Source organism: Klebsiella sp. GW_Kp181 (genome assembly GCF_040062315.1).
Lineage (GTDB): Bacteria > Pseudomonadota > Gammaproteobacteria > Enterobacterales > Enterobacteriaceae > Klebsiella > Klebsiella oxytoca.
On record NZ_JBEAFR010000002.1, the window covers coordinates 117,519 to 137,631 of the forward strand.

General features: G+C 58.5%; 10 protein-coding genes. 7 read left to right on the forward strand and 3 right to left on the reverse strand.

The window, feature by feature from the left end; genetic code table 11:
* Nucleotides 1-37 precede the first annotated feature (37 nt).
* Nucleotides 38-6,157 (reverse strand): non-ribosomal peptide synthetase, encoded by a 6,120-nt coding sequence (locus ABLV11_RS02175; RefSeq protein WP_148407634.1) that lies wholly within the window; start codon nt 6,155-6,157, stop codon nt 38-40.
* Nucleotides 6,158-6,337: 180 nt separating this feature from the next.
* Nucleotides 6,338-7,297, reverse strand: a complete 960-nt coding sequence (ybtA, locus tag ABLV11_RS02180) for a yersiniabactin transcriptional regulator YbtA (protein WP_023329710.1) — start codon at nt 7,295-7,297, stop codon at nt 6,338-6,340.
* 256 nt (nt 7,298-7,553) lie between these two features.
* Here ybtA and ybtP point away from each other — a divergent pair, with 256 nt between their 5' ends.
* The 4 genes from ybtP to ABLV11_RS02200 are packed head-to-tail and all read left to right on the forward strand — an operon-like array spanning nt 7,554 to nt 13,645.
* The gene (ybtP, locus tag ABLV11_RS02185; RefSeq protein WP_049592173.1) at nt 7,554-9,266 is read left to right on the forward strand and encodes a yersiniabactin ABC transporter ATP-binding/permease protein YbtP; all 1,713 of its coding nucleotides are present in this window, start codon (nt 7,554-7,556) and stop codon (nt 9,264-9,266) included.
* Nucleotides 9,253-11,055: a yersiniabactin ABC transporter ATP-binding/permease protein YbtQ gene (ybtQ, locus tag ABLV11_RS02190; protein WP_004113102.1), complete on the forward strand. Its 1,803-nt coding sequence runs from the start codon at nt 9,253-9,255 to the stop codon at nt 11,053-11,055. Before ybtP ends, ybtQ begins: the two co-directional genes overlap by 14 nt.
* Complete coding sequence (locus tag ABLV11_RS02195) at nt 11,048-12,331, forward strand: MFS transporter (protein WP_348855145.1); 1,284 nt, start codon at nt 11,048-11,050, stop codon at nt 12,329-12,331. The genes ybtQ and ABLV11_RS02195 overlap by 8 nt, the downstream gene beginning before the upstream one ends.
* Nucleotides 12,332-12,334: 3 nt before the next feature.
* Nucleotides 12,335-13,645 (forward strand): salicylate synthase, encoded by a 1,311-nt coding sequence (locus ABLV11_RS02200; protein ID WP_348855147.1) that lies wholly within the window; start codon nt 12,335-12,337, stop codon nt 13,643-13,645.
* A 69-nt stretch (nt 13,646-13,714) separates the two neighbouring features.
* Here ABLV11_RS02200 and pgtP read toward each other — a convergent pair whose 3' ends face one another.
* Entirely contained in the window at nt 13,715-15,106 is a 1,392-nt protein-coding gene (gene pgtP, locus ABLV11_RS02205) for a phosphoglycerate transporter PgtP (protein WP_004113099.1), read from the reverse strand.
* Nucleotides 15,107-15,512: 406 nt separating this feature from the next.
* On the opposite strand from pgtP, the gene pgtC reads away from it, so the two are divergent.
* The 3 genes from pgtC to pgtA are packed head-to-tail and all read left to right on the forward strand — an operon-like array spanning nt 15,513 to nt 19,979.
* Nucleotides 15,513-16,733, forward strand: a complete 1,221-nt coding sequence (gene pgtC, locus ABLV11_RS02210; RefSeq protein ID WP_016808960.1) for a phosphoglycerate transport regulator PgtC — start codon at nt 15,513-15,515, stop codon at nt 16,731-16,733.
* A complete protein-coding gene (gene pgtB, locus ABLV11_RS02215; protein ID WP_064395978.1) occupies nt 16,730-18,739 on the forward strand; it encodes a two-component system sensor histidine kinase PgtB in 2,010 nt (669 codons plus the stop codon). Before pgtC ends, pgtB begins: the two co-directional genes overlap by 4 nt.
* Complete coding sequence (gene pgtA, locus ABLV11_RS02220) at nt 18,729-19,979, forward strand: two-component system response regulator PgtA (protein ID WP_064355593.1); 1,251 nt, start codon at nt 18,729-18,731, stop codon at nt 19,977-19,979. Before pgtB ends, pgtA begins: the two co-directional genes overlap by 11 nt.
* The last annotated feature ends 134 nt before the right edge of the window (nt 19,980-20,113 follow it).

Sequence of the window (20,113 nt, forward strand, 5' to 3'; positions counted from 1 at the left end):
CGCGACGGCGTCCCGGAAAAAATCAGTTTGGTTCGCGCTAAATCCGCCGCTGGCGTCGGCGAACCGGGCGAGAGCGTGTGGCTTTCTCCTCCATCGCGACGCCGGTAAGGTATTCGGCCAGAGCGGCTGGAGAGGAGTGGGTAAAGAGATCAAGCAGCGTCAGCGTGGAAAATTCGTGACGTTGTAACAAAATGTGCAGCTGCACCAGATTTAGCGACGTGGCGCCCGCCTCAAAAAAGTTATCCGCGGGCATAATCGATTCGCCCACCACCTCGCGAAAGGCGTCGCAAATCAGACGGACAGTGCTCTCGTCCGCCGCCACGCCGGACACCGGGCGCTCAGGGCAGCCGCGCGGAGCGGGCGCGGGGCTTGGTTCCGCGAGTTTAACGGGGGGAGCCAGCGCGGCGAGCGGCAGCTGCCAGCAGCTCTCTTCCTCGGCCATCCGATTGAGCAATTCGCCATACTGGGCAAACTGCCGCTCCACCTGTTCGGCAGGAAACAGGGCGGCGACAAAATCCCAGTTAAAGCGCAATTCACCTTCGGACTCATAAACCTGGTGATCGAGCCAGACCTGCGGCGTCTGCGAGATACCCCAGACCGGTTTGAGTAAATTGCGCCGGGCGAGGAAATTATCCTGCGCGAAGCCGAGCGCGCTGGTGAAGACGACCGGCATGGTCACGGCGGGCAGATTTTGCCGTTGCGCCAGCTGACGCATCACGCGGATGGCGGATACATCGCGATAATTGAGGCTCTGGCTCAGGCGCTGCTGCAGTCGCTGCGCGCTGTGCAGCCAGTTGTCGCCAGGCCGCCAGCTCAGCAGCATCAGCGAGGTGAAGTCGCCCAGAATCTGGTTGATTTGCGGATGCACCGGACGGCGGTCGAAAAGCGTCAGGTTAAGCGTGAAGTCAGGCCGCGCGCTCCATGCCGAGAGCACCGTTGACCATACCGATAAGAGTAAGGCCGACGGGGTAAGGTGGGCTTCAGCCGCCCGCTGTTTCAATCGGCGCCAGCGCGCGCTGTCCATGGCCCCGTTCAGGCGCGCAAAGCGCGGCGTCGCAACGTCCTGAGGCAAGCAGCGAAGCGGCAGCGCCGGCGCCGGAGGGATATCGTCCAGCTGAGTCTCCCACCAGGCCAGGGAGTCTGGGTCTGGCGCCCGCAGCGCGGGTTGCTGCAGATAATCCCTGAAAGTGACGGGGAGCGGCGGCGGCAGCTGTTGCGGATAGCGATAGCCGTGTTCCAGCTCCGCCAGCAGGATCTGCATGCTTAGCCCGTCAAGCAACAGGTTATCCAGGCACAGCCAGAGTCGGGCGGGCATCCCGTCGACGTATCCGACCTGGAGATCGAATACCGGCCAGATTTCGGGGTTGAGTACCTGATGCGCCAGTTTTTCACGTAGCCGCAGCGCCTCGTCTGGCGTTGGGCAAACGTGCGCGGGTATGATCCAGGGGGGAGTCTGTTCGAGAACCTGCAGCTGTCCATCGTGAACAACGGCGCGCAGCATATCGTGGCGGACGATTAAACGATTCCAGACCCTCTCCAGCCGGCGGATATCCAGATCGGCAACCTCAAATTCAACGAAGAAGTGGGAGCCTACGCCGCCCAGGGCAAACCCCGGCTGCCGTCCGACCAGGTAGGCCTGCTGCACGTCGGTAAGCGCGAAAGGCTGGTAGCGATCTTCAGGATAGTGGGTGAATGGCTGTTCGACCGGGAGGTCGGTTTTACGCAGGGTAGCGGCAAAATCCGCCAGTCGGGGATGATTAAACAGATCGCTTAATTGCGCGGTATAACCCGCCTGATGGAGCTGTCCGGTCAGCCGGGTGGCCAGCAGGCTGTCGCCGCCTTGCTGGAAAAAGTCGGTCTCCCGGGTGACGGTGCCGATCGACAACAGCTGCTGCCAGATGGCGGCCACGCATGTTTCCGTATCGCCCTGAGGTAAATCCGCTTCGGCCGATGTTTCCGCCTCAGGGGTATGGCGACGGGTCAGCGCCTGATAGTCAATTTTCCCGTTCGCGGTCAGCGGGAAAGCGTCAAGGAAGTGGATCCGTTGCGGCACCATCCACCCGGGCAAGCGTTCGGCAAGGGCGGCCTGTAGTTTACGCGGGTCCCGGCGCATCTGGCTGGCCGGGCACTGGACGAGGAAGCGTTGTAATCCGCCGATTTCATCGCCATGCTGACAGCTGAAGTCGGCGGCGCTGAATATTGTTGCCCACGCTGCGCTGTTATGCAGTAAAGCCTCCGGTTGTCCAGCGGTTAACAGAAGCGTGCTGAGCAGGGCAGACGGCGTCAACTGGCGAAACTCCATGACGTAGAGCAGCGCTCCGGGGACGGCGAGCCGTTGTAAGGTCGTAAGGAGTCCGGGATCTTCTGGCAGCAGACGATGCAGGGCATTATTCAGCCAGACAATGTCCGCCGAATGCGCGTGCGCCGCCAGCGTCTCTGCATTCCAGAGGGCCAGACGGGCATCAGGCCATGGGGCAAGCCGCTGTCTGGCGCTCAGCAGCAGCTCCTGGCTATGTTCAAGCCCGACATACTCAACCTCGCCAGCGTTGAGGCGGGATAACAGGCACTCTGCGGCGCGGGCGGTGCGGACACCCACCTCCAGCAGGCGTACCGGGCGCTGTAACCGTCGGGAAAGCTGTTGGCACATTGTCGCCAGCTCCTCGATATACAAGGCGCTGGCCGGATGGTCGAAAGCCAGACTTTCCGGCGACCACCGCGCATCGTTCAGTAATGACAGTTCGTGGCGCGTGCCGCGAAGAATCTGCATTAAGGTGAGGTCATGCCCGCTGAACGAAGGATGGCGCTTTTCCGGCGCTTCTGCCGCGCAGACCTGATAACCCTCGGCGGCGGGCTGCAGCCGCTGTTGAGCCGCAAGAAAGGCTAACCAGCGTTCCACCACGGCCTGCCAGCGCGGCTGGATAACGAGCGAATCGATCAGGGAGAGCGGATCGACGTCAGAGGCGTGGCCCGGATGCAGTTTTAACAGACGATACTGCAGAAAATCAGCGACCTGAGCGGCGGAGATTTCTGGCGGGCAGGCGCAGCAGGGCAGCGTTCCTGCCAGGGTACGCCATTCCTGCGGCAGCAACGGATCGCGATGATGGGGAACGCAAAAAGCCTCCCCCTGGGGAACAACCCAGGCCGCCAGGGTCTTCTCTTTCTCCCCGATCGCCTGAACGGTGGCTTGTTTCACGCCCGCCACCTGGCCGAGCGCGCTCTCAATTTCGCCCAGCTCGATGCGATATCCCCCGACCTTGACCTGCTTATCGCGGCGGCCGAGGAACTCTAAGGTACCGTCTGGCCAGTAGCAGCCGAGATCGCCGGTGCGATACCAGCGCTCGCCCGATTGCGTCAAAAACTGCTGCTCGCTGCGTAGGGGATCGTTGAAATAGCCTTCAGCGACCCCGAGGCCGCCAATCCACAATTCGCCGGGCACCCAGTCGGGGCAGTCCCGGCCCCGCTCATCGACTACCCGGTAGCGCTGGTTAGCCAGCGGAAAACCGTAGGGGATGGCTCGCCAGTGCTCAGGAACCTCTCTGACCTCGCAGACGTTAGACCAGATAGACGCCTCGGTGGCGCCGCCCATAGCGATAAACTGCCCTTGCGGCCGATAGGCCCGAAAGCGGGCGGGAAGATCGAGACCGATCCAGTCGCCGGAAAGCATTACCGCGCGCAGATTTGCCGGCGCAGCATCGGCAAAACCCTCGCACCAGGTCAGCAGCATATCGAATAGCGCCGGGACGCTGTTCCAGAGCGTGACCTGATGGCGTTGGATCAGTTCACACCACGCGCGGGGATCGCGCCTTTGCTCTTCCATCACCATAACCAGCGCGCCGCCGGCGCTCAGGACGCCAAAAATGTCATATACCGATAAATCAAAATGCAGGCCGGACAGCGCCAGCACCCTGTCGCCTGGACCTACCTGATAGCGGTTATTGATATCGCAACAGGTGTTGAGCGCTCCCCGGTGAGAAATGACCACGCCTTTCGGTGTGCCGGTAGAACCGGAGGTGTAGAGAATGTAGGCCGGTTGTGTCGGTGCGCGAACCACCGGGTTGCCGATCGGTTCATCCTCAATGGCCTGCTGCCAGGCAAGCAGGGGAATATCGTCTGACCACGCGCTGGCGTCGTGCTGGCAAATCAGCACCAGCCGAACGCTGGCGTCAGCATAGATTTTCTTGCGCCGCGCGGCGGGCTGGTCCAGCGAAACCGGAACGTAGACCGCCCCGGCCAGCAGCACGGCCAGCACCGCAACCAGCTGTCCCGCGCCTTTTGACATGCCGATCGCCACATTGTCGCCCGGCTGCACCCCGCACGCGATTAACCTGCCGGCGCAACGGCGGGCAAAGTCCGTCAGTTCACGGTAGTTCCACTGATAATGAGCATCTGTGACCGCCAGCGCCTCCGGCTGCTGGAGGGCGATGCGGAAAATGCCTTCATGCAGCAGTCCTGCGGGAATGGGCGCGTCGGTCGCGTTGACCCGCTGGCGAATCGCGCGCTGCCTGGCGGGCAGGGTATCCGGGAACGGTTTTTGCCATGCGCTGTCATCTTCGCAGAGCTGGTTAATCAGCTGGCAGTAGGCCGCGAACAACGTCGCTACTAATGCCGGAGGGAACAGGGCGTCATTGCTGTCCCATTGCAGCCAGACCTCGCCTTGATGTTCGAAGGCCAGATGATCTATCCACACCTGCGGCGTCTGCGAGATGCCCCAGTCCGGCTCGCCCAAAGGCGGTTCCGCGCGGCTGCTGTAAAGAGAGCGCCCCAGATTGCTGGTAAATACCACCGGGGCCCCGTGGGGATAGCGCTGCTGGCGTTTGAGCTCCCGGAGGAGTTCGACGCCGGACCAGTGACGATGCTCCCAGTCTTCGGTAAAGGTCAGCTGATTCTTCTGCGCGAGGCCGCTGACGGTATCGCCGTCGCAGGCGGTATCCAGCAGCAGAATATTGGTGAAGTCGGCAAGCATAGCGCTAACCGCCGGGTGCAGCGGTTGGCGGTCGAATAACGTTACGTTGAGCAGCAGCCGCGTCAGGCCGCTCCAGCGAGCCAGGACGGCGGAAAAACAGGTTGCCAGCGCCATTGTCGGGGTGACGCCGTACTCACCGGCCCGTTGGCTGAACGCATGCCACTGTTTGGCCGGGACAATCATGCGGCGTCGGGTATTACGGACTTCACGTAGCGCGGCGGGGTCGCAGGCCAGCGGCAAGAGCGGCGCAGGAGGAAGCGCAGGCGCTTTCGCCAGCCAGTACGCGCGGGCTTCGTCTCGCAGCGGTTGATGCACCAGCTGCTGGTGCAGCAAATAGGAGCGGAAATCATAGCGGGGGTCGATAGCCGGCAGCGATTCGCCCGCCAGCAGAGCATTAAGCTCATCGAAGAAGAGCGTAAAGCTGGAGGCATCCATAATCAGCAGGTCAATATTGACATGGAGGCAGTGGCGATTATCGGGCAACAGCGTCAGCTGAAAATCAAACGTTTCGCCGATCTCCACGCGTAAAAGGCGGTGGCTCAGGCGCTGGCGCAGGGCTTCCAGATAGACCTGGCGGCTGGCGGCGTCGTTCTGGCGCAAATCATGAACTGTCACGCCGTTCCAGTAAGGTTGCTTTAACCAGACCTGCTGTCCGTCGGTGCGAAAGGCGATATGCAGCATCGGGTGGCGCTGCATCAGGATCGCGATGGCCTGTTCCAGCTTTTCCGCCGTCAGAGAATAGCCGGCAAACTCCTGATACAGATGGCAGCCCACGCCGCCGAGGGGCTGTCCAGGCATTCGCCCCGTCAGGTAGGCATGCTGGACCGGCGTCAGAGGGAAGGGGGTACCCTCGGTCATGGTCGGCCAGACGCTTTCACCGGATGCCGTTTCCTCCGCCGTTTCCTCCGCCGGTTTCTCCGGCGAACGGCTGCGCATCAGCTGGCGCCACCCGCCCAGCGTGGGGGCGGCATACAGTTCGCGCAGGGTCACGCGGTAGCCCCTTTTACGAAACCAGTCTAACCATCTCATCAATCTGATTGAATCCAGGCCCGCCTGGATCAAATTGCACGCTTCATGTAGCTGCTGCGGCGTTAAATTTAGCTCCTGCGTGAGCCGCTCGCGTAATTGTTGATAATCAGCCGCGTTGCCGTTGTCCGGTAACCGCGGTTTCTGAGATGGTGCGCCAGAAATCATTCTTCCTCCTGATGGCACGTCTTAGCGGAAAATACTCCTTACATGAGAATAATAATTATTAACAATTGAGTGCTACCCGAAACGGGTCTATTTATGCCCGTTTCGGGTTAATCACTGGAGGAAAGCACTGAGGCCCGGAGGGGGGTTCCGGGCCGCTGACGGGGAGGGGTCAATCGGCGATCAGATGACGCGTTTAAAGCTGGAAGGGGTGACGCCAAACTGTTTCTGGAAAGCGGCAGAGAAGTGGCTGGCGTTGGCATAGCCCAGATCGGCGGCTACCGTCATAACGGAGGTATTGCCATTGGCCAGCCTTCTTCGTGCCTCCTGCATGCGTTCAGCCTGAAACAGGCCATAGACGCTGTTGTTAAACAGAACGCGGAAGCCACGCTTAATTTTCAGCACGCTCAAACCGGACTCTCTCGCCAGCTCAGCAACGCCCGGCGCCTGCGTCAAATCGGCCAGCAGCAGATCCTTTGCCCGCAGCAGTTTCTGGCGCTCCACCGGGTTGAAGTGGCAGGAGAAGCAGCTGGCGTCTTCGCGGTGCTCATCCAGGACCAGGCTTAGCATCACCAGACTCTGTCCCTGTAGCCAGAGGGTCGAAGGCTTTTGTTCATGGCTGAATCCGCCGTGCATCCGCATTAGCGCATGACGCAAAGCCTGGGCCGTTAAATGGGTTTCCGCATTGCAGCGCTGCTGCTGGCAACAGCAGTGGGAGTCGATCTTATTTTTAATGACTGTACTGATATCCGGTACCCACAGCGCGAGGGTTTCAGGGCTGAAGGAGAGGGTGATGCTCTCGAATCGGCCGCCGTAGGAGGCGCTGCCGCGGCAATCTGGCGTGTGGGTAATGTAATGGCGATTGCGGGCCAGCTCCCACTCGGTGTGGCGTCTGAGCCCCTGGATGGCAAAACGCGAGGTGCCCTCGAGGATGCACGAGAAGTTAATCCTGCCCAGATCATCGTGAAGCTGTAACGTCTCAGGCTGCGCAAAATGGCCTCTCCAGAGCAAAATATCCATCCCTTCCTGCAACGAACAGCGCAGCAGTTCACACTGGGCCGGGATAGTACCGTCGTTAGCGGGTTTCCCGACCACCAACTGATGAATTGAGATTGCAGATTGCGTTTGTGGTGACTCCGTCATGACCGGGTTATCTCCCTGTGGCTTAAACCAATGCGGGTAAAAATAGAACCGAATGGGGTAGATGAGTAATTGATAATGGTTATTATTCACATTAATTCTCAGAACGCCACCCTGTAATAGCGTTTTTGGCGTCCTTAAAAATTCATCAGGAAATTCAGCCACTCCCATGTCATCTCAATCATCCAATACTGAATCTCTGTCCCGGTTTCCGCTCTGGCAGGTGATAACCCCGGTTCGCCGGAAGGTCATTCTGGCGATGGCGCTGGCGGGTCTGGCGGCCATCACCAGCCTTGCGGCGCTGCTTTTTCTGGCATGGAGCCTGCGCGATCTTCGCGTCTCGCCCGACGTTATTCCACTCTGGTCGTTGGGAGGGCTATTTGGCTGCGTGGCGCTGACTTTTGTCCTGCGCCTGCAGGCATTTAACACCTCGCATTATGCGGCGTTTCATCTGGAGAATATTCTGCGCAGCAGATTAGCGCAGAAAGCCGTGCAGCTTGCCCCGGGCGCGTTACAGCAAATGGGCAGCGGTGCGATGGCGAAGGTGATGCTGGATGATGTGAAGTCGTTACACATTTTCGTTGCTGACAGCACGCCGCTGTACGCTCGCGCGATAGTCATGCCCCTGGCGACCGCCGCTATCCTGTTCTGGCTGGACTGGCGACTGGCCATTGCCACTCTGGGTGTGCTGGCATTGGGTTCACTGATACTTACTCTCGCCCGCCAGCGCTCGGGAGAGATGGCTCAGCGTTATCATCAGGCGCGCGAGCAGGTCAGCGCCGCGGTGATTGAGTTCGTGCAGGCCATGCCGGTGGTCAGAACGTTTGATAGCGGCAGCACCAGCTTTTTGCGCTATCAGCATGCCCTTGAGGAGTGGGTCGATGTGCTCAAAATCTGGTATCGCAAAGCCGGCTTTTCAGCGCGTTTTTCATTCTCGATCCTCAATCCGCTGCCGACCTTATTCGTTCTGATCTGGTGCGGATACGGCCTGATGCAGGCGGGCAGCCTCGATTTTATCGCCTGGGTGGCCGTTTTACTGTTGGGCAGCGGGATGGCGGAAGCGGTGATGCCCATGATGATGCTCAATAACCTGGTCGCGCAAACGCGTTTAAGCATTCAGCGTATTTATCAGGTTCTCGCGATGCCGGAACTCTCCCGTCCGCTTGTCGATCGGCAGCCGAACGATGCGAGCATTACCTTTGAGCAGGTGAGTTTTCACTATCCACAAGCGCGCGCAGGCGCGGCGCTGCAGGAGGTGAGCTTTCATGTACCTGCCGGAAAAATAGTGGCGCTGGTCGGGCCGAGCGGCGCCGGGAAAAGCACCGTGGCGCGACTCCTGCTGCGTTATGCCGATCCCGATCAAGGTCATATTCGCATCGGCGGCGTGGATCTGCGCGATATGCAGACGGACACCTTGATGCAGCAAATCTCGTTTGTATTCCAGGACAACTTCCTTTTTGCCGATACCATCGCCAATAACATTCGTCTGGGCGCGCCGGATACGCCGCTGGAAGCGGTAATATCGGCGGCCAGAGTGGCGCAGGCCCATGAATTTATCAGCGCGTTGCCGGAGGGGTACAGCACCCGCGTCGGGGAGCGCGGCGTCTTTCTCTCCGGCGGTCAGCGGCAGCGCATCACCATCGCCCGGGCGCTGTTGCAGGATCGCCCCATTCTTGTGCTCGATGAGGCGACGGCGTTTGCCGATCCGGAAAACGAAGCGGCGCTGATCAAAGCCCTCGCGGCGGCCATGCGCGGCCGGACGGTCATCATGGTCGCGCATCGGCTCTCCATGGTGACTCACGCCGATATGATCCTGCTGTTTTCCGACGGGCGGCTCCGGGAACGCGGGAGCCACCGGCAACTGTTGGCCCAGGGCGGCTTGTATCAGCAGCTGTGGCTGCGCTATCAGCAGGCGCAGCAATGGATGCCGGGGAGAACACAACCAGAGGAGGCGGAAAATGAAAGCCATTAATCCCGCGGATAACCTGGCCTGGCGCGTCATCTGGCGCCAGCTTATCTCCAGCGTTGGCAGTCAGGCAGGGATGCTGCGGCGCAGTATGATTGCGCTGCTGCTGGCGGCATTGATGCAGGGGATTGCCTTTGCCTGCCTCTATCCGATCGTTGATGCGCTATTACGTGGTGAAGCATCGCCGCTTCTCACCTGGGCTTTGGCTTTCAGCGCTGCGGCGTTCGCGGCGCTGGCGCTACGCTGGTATGGGCTGGGCTTTGAATACCGTGGTCATCTGGCGCAGGCCACCCATGAACTGCGCCTGCGCCTGGGCGAACAGCTACGCCGCGTGCCGCTGGAAAGACTCCAGCGCGGCAGAGCGGGCGAAACGAACGCCTTGTTGCTGGGCAGCGTGGATGAAAATCTCAACTATGTGATTGCGATAGCCAATATTTTGCTTTTAACCATCGTCACTCCGCTGACCGCATCGCTGGCAACGTTGTGGATCGACTGGCGGCTGGGGCTGGTGATGTTGCTGATCTTTCCCATGCTGGTGCCGTTTTATTACTGGCGCCGGCCGGCGATGCGCCGACAAATGCAGACCCTGGGCGAAGCGCACCAGCGGCTGAGCGGGGATATCGTTGAATTTGCTCAAGGGATGATGGTTTTGCGTACCTGCGGCAGCGATGGCGAAAAAAGCCGGGCGTTGCTGGCGCATTTTAATGCGCTGGAAAGCTTGCAGAGCCGCACGCATCGCCAGAGCGCCGGCGCGACGATGCTGATCGCCGGCGTCGTGGAGCTGGGCCTGCAGGTGGTCGTGTTAGCCGGGGTGGTCTGGGTAGTAACGGGAACCCTGAACCTTGCCTTTTTGATAGCCGCCGCTGCGATGATAATGCGTTTCTCGGAACCGATGGCGATGTTTATCAGCTATACCTCGGTGGTGGAACTGATCGCCAGCGCCCTGCAGCGTATTGAGCAGTTTATGGCGATCCCGCCGCTTCCCGTCGCAGAACGCGGCGAGATGCCGGAGCGTTACGATATCCGCTTTGACACCATTTGCTACCGCTATGATGACAGCGGCGATCCCGCGCTCAACAACCTCTCTTTGACCTTTCCGGCCGCCAGTATGAGCGCGCTGGTGGGTGCCTCAGGCGCCGGTAAAACCACGGTCAGCAAACTGTTAATGCGCTATGCCGATCCGCAGCAGGGAGAGATTTCTATCGGTGGCGTCGATATTCGTCATCTGACGGCGGAACAGCTCAATAGCTTGATTTCCGTCGTGTTTCAGGATGTCTGGCTGTTTGATGACACGCTGCTGGCGAATCTCCTTATTGCCCGCCCGCAGGCCACGCAGCAGGAGGTGGAAGAGGCCGCCCGCGCGGCGCAGTGTCTTGAATTCATTTCCCGTCTTCCGCAAGGCTGGCTGACGCCAATGGGCGAGATGGGCGGGCAGCTCTCGGGCGGCGAGCGCCAGCGAATTTCCATTGCCAGGGCCTTATTGAAAGATGCGCCGATCGTCATTCTCGATGAGCCGACCGCCGCGCTGGATATTGATAGCGAACTGGCGGTACAGAAAGCTATTGATCATCTGGTTCACAACCGGACGGTAATTATCATCGCCCATCGCCTGTCAACCATCGCCGGGGCCGGAAACATCCTGGTGATGGAAGAGGGAGAAGTGGTTGAACAGGGCACGCATGCGCAGCTGCTCTCCCGTCAGGGACGTTACCAAGCGCTGTGGCAGGCGCAAATGGCCGCGCGCGTCTGGCGTGATGCAGAGGTTGACGCATCTGAGGAGCGACTGCATGAGTGATGTTCAGTCGCTGGTGAAACCGTTAACGACCGGACGGGTGATTTTTGCCATTGCCGGGATCTATGTGACGCAGAGCCTAGTCTCGGCGCTCTCTATGCAGTCCCTGCCTGCGCTGGTGCGCGCCGCCGGCGGCTCGCTGGCCCTTGCCGGCGCGACAACGCTGTTTATGTTGCCCTGGGCGCTGAAGTTTATCTGGGCGCCGTGGATTGAGCGCTGGCGCCTGCCGCCCGATCGCCCGGAGCGTCGTTCCCGCCTGTTAATCCTCCGGGGTCAGGTTGGGTTGGCGGCGATCCTGACGGTTGCCGCTGCGACCGGCGCGGTCGGGCGAACTGGGGGATTTCCCGACACGCAAATCGCCGCGTTGTTTGCGCTGTTTTTACTCGCGGGTACGATTGCCGCCACCATCGATATTGCCAGCGACGGCTTTTGTGTCGATCAGCTCAGTCGCGCAGGTTACGGCTGGGGAAACAGCGTCCAGGTCGGCGGCAGCTATCTGGGAATGATGTGCGGCGGCGGCGTCTTCCTGATGCTAGCGGCGGCATTCGACTGGCCGGTGGCCATGCTGATCATGGCGGCGCTGATCCTGGTCTTATCCGTTCCCCTGTGGCGCATTGCCGAACCCATGCGCATCACGTCTGTACCGCATGTTCCGGCGTTGGGTTATGCGCTTAAAAGGCGACAGGCGCGGCTGGGTTTACTGTTGGTGCTGATGCTGAATACCGGGATGCGGTTCGTGTTGCCTCTTCTGGCGCCGCTGCTGCTGGATCAGGGGTTGAGCATGTCGGCACTCGGCGCGCTATTCAGCGCTGGCAATATCGCGGCTGGTATCGCAGGAACGCTGGCGGGCGGGGTGCTGATGAAATACACCTCCCCCGGCAGAGCGCTGCTTGCGGCTTATGGCCTCCAGGGCGTCGTGCTGCTGGCAATAGTAACGACGTTGCTGCTGGCGCCGGGACATTTGCGGCTGCCGTTACTCCAGGGGCTGATCATCCTGCAATCCATTTCGCTAGCCTGCGCCCTGGTCTGTCTTTACGCCACGCTGATGACGCTTTCATCGCCTCTGCAGGCTGGCGTCGATTTTACGCTCTTTCAATGTACTGATGCCGCCATCGCCATTCTGGCCGGCGTGGTTGGCGGCGTAATTGCGCAGCATTTTGGCTATGCGGCCTGCTTTATGTTTGGCGGCGCATTCACGTTGCTGGCAGCGTGGATTGCTTCTGCCCGGCTGCATTCGACAAACGCAATTGAAGGATCCGGGAATAACACAGAGAGGTAAGGGATGAAAATCAGTGAATTTTTACATCTGGCGCTCCCAGAGGAACGGCGGCTGCCGACGATTTGTGGCGTCTTACGCCAGTTCGCCGATGAAGAGTGCTATGTCTATGAGCGGCAACCGTGTTGGTATATCGGTAAAGGATGCCTGGCACGGTTGATCATTAATGCTGACGGCACGCGGGCGACCTTCATCAATGCGGACGGAGAGCAGCAATGGGCGGTGGATTCCATTACCGACTGCGCGCGTCGTTTTATGGCCCATCCTCAGGTGAAAGGGCGTCGGGTATATGGCCAGGTCGGGTTTAACTTTGCGGCGCATACCCGTGGGATAGCCTATCACGCTGGCGAGTGGCCATTGCTGACGTTAACCGTTCCCCGTGAGGAACTGATTTTTGAACAGGGAAATGTCACCGTTTCTGCCGACACCGCCAGCGAATGCCGACGTCTGTGCGAGTGGGTAAAAGCAGCCGGTACGGCGACGCCGTGTAACACCGTGACTGTGGATACCGCTGACAACGGTGAGGCCTATCAGGAGCAGGTGGCGCGCGTGGTTTCGGCGATCCGCCGCGGTGAATATGTCAAAGCGATTGTCTCGCGGGCTATTGCCTTGCCATCGCATATTGATATGCCCTCCACGCTATTATGCGGGCGGCAGGCCAATACGCCCACCCGTTCGTTTATGTTTCGCCAGCAGGGGCGAGAAGCGCTGGGGTTTAGCCCGGAGCTGGTGATGTCGGTCAGCGGAAGCAAAGTCGTCACTGAACCCCTTGCGGGTACCCGCGATCGCATGGGGGATCCGCAGCAGAATAAGGAGAAAGAGACCGAGCTGCTGCATGACGGTAAAGAGGTGCTGGAGCACATCCTGTCGGTGAAGGAGGCGATCGCTGAACTGGCGGTGGTCTGCCAGCCGGGCAGCGTGGTGGTTGAAGATTTGATGTCGGTTCGCCAGCGCGGTAGCGTTCAGCATCTGGGATCTTGCGTCAGCGGTCAGCTTGCGGAAAGTAAGGATGCCTGGGATGCATTTACCGTGCTGTTTCCGTCGATTACCGCCTCGGGTATCCCCAAGAATGCGGCCCTGAGCGCGATTATGCAAATTGAGAAGACGCCGCGGGAGCTCTATTCCGGGGCGGTGCTGCTGCTGGAGGACACGCGCTTTGATGCGGCGTTAGTCCTGCGATCCGTATTTCAGGACAGCCAGCGCTGCTGGATACAGGCGGGGGCGGGGATCATTGCGCAATCGACGCCGGAACGCGAACTGACGGAAACCCGGGAAAAATTAGCGAGCATTGCGCCCTATTTAAGGGTGTCTGCCTAACGACGGCAAACTCTGCGTAAGGCCAAAAGTGCCAGCAGGCTGGCACTTTCTTTCTACGTTATCAGGCGCTTACTGTGCGTCAGCCAGCGCCAGACGGGCCTCTTCCTGCTCGGTGATTTTACGCTGTTGCTCAAGCTCCAGCGCGCCGCGATGAGAGAGGTAGCAGAACAGGATGCAGCAGACGATCCCGCCCATCAGCAGATAGAACCCGCCGTGCCAGCCCATTTTATCGACCATCACGCCAAACAGGCTGGTGCCTAACGAGGCGCCAAAGATATAGCTCATAAATCCGCGCAGACCCACGGCTGAACCAACGGCAAAGCTGGGGACGATCTCCATGGTCTGAACCGAGGCCAGAAACTGCGGGACGTAAATCAGGCAGCCCACAATCGCCGCGAATACCGTGACCATCAGCAGAGATTCGCTTTTCCAGTAGCCGATCAGACAGATGAAGATTAGCGCCATGCAGATCATGGCTAACGGCATCCGGCGCCCTTTGAACAGCTTGTCGGAAAGCCACCCGGCCAGTAGGGTAGAAGGAATCGCTGCCCACTCAAAAAACAGGAAGGCGACGCTCATCTGCTCTTTAGAAAAATGTTTCACCGTCAGCAGATAGATAGGCAGCCAGCTGATCATGCCGAAACGCACCATGTAGACAAAGACATCGACGAAGGAGACATACCAGGCGTTTTTGTTGCGCAGGACGTAGGTGCAGAAGATCTGGAACGCGCTCATGTTCTCCGGCGCTTGCTGAGTATGTTTGGTCTTCAGCACCACTTTTTCTTCCGGCATCATCTCTTCCAGCGAAGGCAGGCCTTCCTCGCGCGGCGAACCTTTACCCAGCACCAGTACGCTGATGGCGAATACCACCGCCACGCAGGCCGGCACAATGTAGCTGGCGCTCTGCCAGTGCTCGGTACCGAGAATCGCAAATGCGGCGCCGACGATCGGGGCGACAATCCCGCCGCCGACGTTATGGGAAATATTCCAGAAAGCCCCTACGCGGCCACGCTCCCGACGCGGGAACCAGTTAGCGATGGTAATAAAAGAGGGACCGACCCCCATCCCCTGAAAAAGGCCGTTCAGGACAACCAGCGCAGCGAAGATCCAGAATGCGGTACTGAATCCTAACCCGACGTTGACGATTGCGCACAGTACGAGACCGCAGGCCATAAACACTTTCGGGCTGGCTTTATCCGCAAGGCTGCTCATCACGCCTTTACTGATACCGTACGCTATCAGCATACAGCTGCTGAGCAAACCGATCTGCGTGGCGCTAAGGTCTAACTGCTCTTTCAGATAGGGCGTGGATAATGTGAAGTTATTGCGCACAATATAGTACGCCAGATATCCCAGAAATACGCTTAGCAGCGCCTGCATGCGGTATCGACCATAAGTTGCCTGAATTTTCTCAGCAGGAACTTTATTCGCCGACGGCCCTTTTTTTAATAATGATAACATGTCGTCACCTGTATTTTATATTGATGTGAACATCAGGAGTATTCGACCTGAAGGGTGAAATAAGCGGCTATAAAATACAAATCGTCGAAATGAGTCAAAACTGACTCAAAATAATGAATTGATAGGTTACTTTTGACTCATATTGAATGAGCGAGAGCCTGCGGAAATAATTTTGCGCTGATTTTATGTCAGGCTTGTGCGGATACCAGCAAATTCCCCAATCATTATCTGGTAATCTTTCCTGATATTCCCGGACGCCCGTTTGACTATTTTGCCGGTCGCGGTGATTAATTCGCCAGATTTCATAAACGGGTAAGTTTTGTCTCAACGCTATTTTTACGGTATTTCAATATTTATGAACGGGATCACAAACATGTCTCTTCGTCGGGGCGGGATAGTGAGCAAAATGCTCGCGCTGATGCTGCTGACCGCCTGGCTGAGACCCTGTGCGGCGCAAAGCAATGAGCTGGTGATGGCGACGACATTTTCTCCCAGCGCCACCGTGTGGATTATCGATCGCTGGCAGACGGAGCCGGGGTCAGTGATGATCAGGACGCTCAACCGTACCAGCGCCTCGCTGGAACAGCTGCTTGATACGGCAAATGCCGAAAATGTCGATCTGATCCTGACCTCGTCGCCGATGCTGCTGCAGCATCTTCAGGAGCATCAAAAACTGGCGCCGTTCAGCGGTGCGCCGGCAGTCAGCCAACATCTGGTGCCGGAATCTATCCGCTCCACCTCCGTGGCCGTGGCGATTTCCGGGTTCGGTTTGCTGATTAATCGCTCGGCGCTGATGACACGGCATCTGCCTGCGCCAGCGGACTGGGATGACCTGACCGATCCCCGCTATCAGGGGGCGCTGCTGATGAGCAGTCCGTCGCGTTCGGATACCAACCATCTGATGGTGGAGTCGCTGCTGCAACAAAAGGGCTGGATTAAGGGATGGGAAACGCTGTTGACGAGTGCCGGAAACCTCGTGACCATTTCATCCCGCAGCTTTGGGGTGGCGGATAAGATTAAAAGCGGCCTGGGCGTGGCCGGTCCGGTGATTGATAACTACGCCAATCTGCTGCTGAACGATCCGCACCTGGCTTTTACCTATTTCCCGCAGTCGGCGGTTTCGCCGACCTATGTCGCGGTACTTAAAAACAGTCAGCACGCCAGCGAGGCGCGGCGGTTTATTCGCTATCTGTTAAGCCCGGAGGGCCAGGCGATCCTCGCCGATGCTAATACCGGGAAATACCCGGTAACGCCGCTGGCGGCGGGCAATCCGCGGGCGGCGCAGCAGGCGGTGCTGATGAATCAACCGCCATTGAACTATCGGCTGATCCTCAAACGCCAGCGTCTGGTTCAACGGATGTTCGATACGGCGATCAGCTTTCGTCTTGCCCAGCTAAAAGATGCCTGGCGAGCGCTGCATAGCGCGGAGGCCCGTCTCAAGCGTCCGCTGCCCGAGATACGCGCGTTGCTGACCCGTGTGCCGGTCGATCCGGCGAGCAGCGAGGATGAAGCCTGGCTGGCTCAGTTCGACAATAAGAGCTTCGCGGAACAGCAGATGATGGAGTGGCAGCTCTGGTTTCTCAACAATCAGCGGCAGGCGATTAATAAACTGGAAGAACTGAAATGATGGGCAGGTCCATGCTGCAACGTCTGCGGCAAATCAGTATCAGTAGCAGCCTACGCGGGGCTTTTCTGATGGGGGCGCTGCTGACGCTGATTGTCAGCAGCGTCAGCCTCTATTCATGGCATGAGCAAAGTTCGCAGATCCGCTATTCGCTGGATGAGTATTTTCCGCGCATCCATTCGGCTTTTCTGATTGAAGGTAATCTCAACCTGGTGGTCGATCAGCTCAACGAATTTCTGCTGGCGCCGAATACCACGGTACGGTTGCAGCTGCGCAACCAGATTATCCAGCATCTGGATAAAATAGAGCGGCTGAGCCAGGGGTTGTCGCCGGCAGAACGCCAGCAGCTGGCGGTGATATTGCAGGACAGCCGCGCGCTGCTGGCGGAACTGGATCGCGTGCTCTACAACATGTTTCTGGTTCGCGAAAAGGTGGGAGAGCTTTCGGCGCGGATCGACTGGCTGCACGATGATTTCACCACCGAGCTGAATTCGCTGGTGCAGGATTTTACCTGGCAACAGGGAACGCTGCTCGATCAGATTGAAGCCCGACAGGGGGATGCGGCGCAGTACCTGAAACGCTCCCGGGAAGTGCAGAATGAACAACAGCAGGTCTATACGCTGGCTCGTATTGAAAATCAGATCGTTGACGACCTGCGCGACAGGCTCAATGAACTGAAATCCGGTAATGATGACGGTATGCTGGTGGAGACGCATATCCGCTATCTTGAAAACCTGAAGAAAACGTCGGATGAAAATATTCGTGCGCTGGATGACTGGCCGAGCACCATTACCCTGCGACAAACGATCGATGAGCTGCTGGAAATTGGCATGGTGAAAAATAAGATGCCGGACACTATGCGCGACTACGTTACCGCGCAAAAAGCGCTCGTGGAAGCCAGCCGGGCCAGAGAAGCAACACTGGGACGCTTCAGAACGCTGCTGGAAGCCCAGCTTGGCAGCAGTCACCAGCAGATGCAGATGTTTAATCAGCGTATGGGGCAGATTGTCCGGGTCAGCGGCGGGTTAATCCTGGTGGCGACGCTGCTGGCGCTGCTGCTGGCGTGGGGGCTGAACCATTATTTTATTCGCTCGCGGCTGGTGAAACGCTTTACCGCGCTGAATCAGGCGGTGGTGCAGATTGGTCTGGGCCAGACCGAGGCGACCATTCCGGTTTACGGGCGCGACGAGCTGGGACGTATTGCCGGTTTGCTTCGCCATACCCTGGGTCAGCTTAATGCGCAAAAACAGCAGCTTGAACAGGAGATAGGCGAGCGGAAAGCGATTGAGGCCGATCTGCGTGCCACTCAGGACGAGCTGATCCAGACTGCTAAACTGGCGGTGGTGGGGCAGACGATGACCACCCTGGCGCATGAGATCAATCAGCCGTTGAATGCGCTGTCGATGTATCTTTTTACCGCAGGAAGGGCAATCGAGCAGGGACAGACGGAGCAGGCGCGGACGACGTTAAGCAAAGCGGAAGGGCTGATCAACCGCATTGACGCGATTATCCGCTCCCTGCGCCAGTTTACCCGCCGCGCAGAACTGGAAACAGCGCTGCACCCGGTCGATTTGCGCCAGACATTTACCGTGGCGTGGGAATTGCTGGCGATGCGACATAAACCTCAGCAGGGGACGCTGCTGATACCGGATGACACCGTCTGGATCCTGGGAGACGAAGTGCGTGTTCATCAGGTGCTGGTGAACGTGCTGTCAAATGCCCTTGATGCTTGCCCGCACGCAGCGCAAATCACCGTGAGCTGGCAAATCCAGGGCGAAAGGCTGTGCGTGTTGATTGCCGATAACGGCCCCGGCTGGCCTGCGGCCTTACTCCCTTCGCTGTTAAAGCCATTCACTACCAGCAAAGCCGTGGGACTGGGAATAGGGCTTTCGATATGTGTTTCGCTGATGACGCAAATGGAAGGGGCGTTGCGCCTGGCGTCGACGTATACGCGCAGTGCCTGCGTGGTGCTGGAATTCAATTTGACGGATGTAAAAGATGTTGAGTAATAACTGTTCGATTCTGCTGATTGATGATGATGCCGATGTGCTGGATGCCTATACGCAGCTGCTTGAGCAAGCGGGGTATCACGTCAGTGCCTGTAATAATCCTTTTGATGCGCGGGAGCGGGTGCCGAAGGACTGGCCCGGCATTGTTTTAAGCGATGTCTGCATGCCCGGCTGCTCCGGAATCGATTTAATGACGTTGTTTCATCAGGATGACGATCTGCTGCCGATTCTGCTTATCACCGGTCACGGCGATGTGCCGATGGCGGTGGAGGCGGTGAAAAAAGGGGCCTGGGATTTCCTGCAAAAGCCGATCGATCCGGGCAAGCTGCTCACGCTGGTGGATGCCGCGCTGCGTCAGAGGCAATCGGTGATCGCCCGTCGCCAGTATTGTCAGCAAAAATTACAGGTTGAGCTTATTGGCCGTAGCCAATGGACGGATCGGTATCGCCAGCGCCTTCAGCAGCTGGCAGAGACGGATATTGCGGTATGGCTTTACGGCGAGCCGGGAACCGGCCGCATGACCGGCGCGCGTTACCTGCACCAGTTAGGGCGTCACGCCGACGGTCCGTTTATCTCCTGCGAACTAAATACGGCTAACGCCCACACGCTGAATGAACTGATCGCGCAAGCCCAGGGCGGGACGCTGGTCTTAAGTCACCTGGAGCATCTGACTCACGGGCAACAGCATCATCTGGTACAGCTGCAGAGTCATGAGAAACGGCCTTTTCGCCTGATTGGTATCGGTAATGCTTCGCTGGTGGAACTGGCCGCCAGCAGCCAGATAGTGGCGGAACTCTATTACTGCTTCGCGATGACGCAAATTGGCTGCCAGCCTCTGTCAAAGCGACCTGATGATATCGAGCCGCTGTTTCATCACTATTTGCAAAAAACCTGTCAACGGCTGAATCATCCCGTCCCGGAGGTGGATGCCGGTCTGTTGAAGGGGATGATGCGGCGAGTGTGGCCAAATAACGTTCGCGAACTGGCGAACGCCGCCGAGCTGTTTGCGGTGGGGGTATTACCGCTCGCGGAAACGGTGAATCCGCAGATGCTTGTCGGCGAACCGACGCCGCTGGATCGGCGGGTTGAGGACGTCGAGCGGCAGATTATCACTGAAGCGCTGAATATCCACCAGGGACGTATCAATGAGGTGGCGGAGTATCTGCTTATACCGCGTAAAAAACTCTATCTCAGAATGAAGAAGTATGGCCTGAGTAAAGAGCATTACAAAGGGGTGTAGGGCAGTTTAAGGGGAGGAGGTGACGATGCGGTCATGTCCTCTGCGCAAAAACAGGACCGTTACCCGCGGTGAATTTTCATGTCGGGAAATAATTTCTTTAATTTTTTATTAATCGTATGACAAATATTGTTTGT

What these genes read in the sequence shown, in the direction of transcription:
- ABLV11_RS02175 (WP_148407634.1), bottom strand. Translation starts at nt 6,157, where the DNA reads ATGATTTCTGGCGCACCATCTCAGAAACCGCGGTTACCGGACAACGGC.
- ybtA (WP_023329710.1), bottom strand. Translation starts at nt 7,297, where the DNA reads ATGACGGAGTCACCACAAACGCAATCTGCAATCTCAATTCATCAGTTG.
- ybtP (WP_049592173.1), top strand. Translation starts at nt 7,554, where the DNA reads ATGGCGCTGGCGGGTCTGGCGGCCATCACCAGCCTTGCGGCGCTGCTT.
- ybtQ (WP_004113102.1), top strand. Translation starts at nt 9,253, where the DNA reads ATGAAAGCCATTAATCCCGCGGATAACCTGGCCTGGCGCGTCATCTGG.
- ABLV11_RS02195 (WP_348855145.1), top strand. Translation starts at nt 11,048, where the DNA reads ATGAGTGATGTTCAGTCGCTGGTGAAACCGTTAACGACCGGACGGGTG.
- ABLV11_RS02200 (WP_348855147.1), top strand. Translation starts at nt 12,335, where the DNA reads ATGAAAATCAGTGAATTTTTACATCTGGCGCTCCCAGAGGAACGGCGG.
- pgtP (WP_004113099.1), bottom strand. Translation starts at nt 15,106, where the DNA reads ATGTTATCATTATTAAAAAAAGGGCCGTCGGCGAATAAAGTTCCTGCT.
- pgtC (WP_016808960.1), top strand. Translation starts at nt 15,513, where the DNA reads ATGCTCGCGCTGATGCTGCTGACCGCCTGGCTGAGACCCTGTGCGGCG.
- pgtB (WP_064395978.1), top strand. Translation starts at nt 16,730, where the DNA reads ATGATGGGCAGGTCCATGCTGCAACGTCTGCGGCAAATCAGTATCAGT.
- pgtA (WP_064355593.1), top strand. Translation starts at nt 18,729, where the DNA reads ATGTTGAGTAATAACTGTTCGATTCTGCTGATTGATGATGATGCCGAT.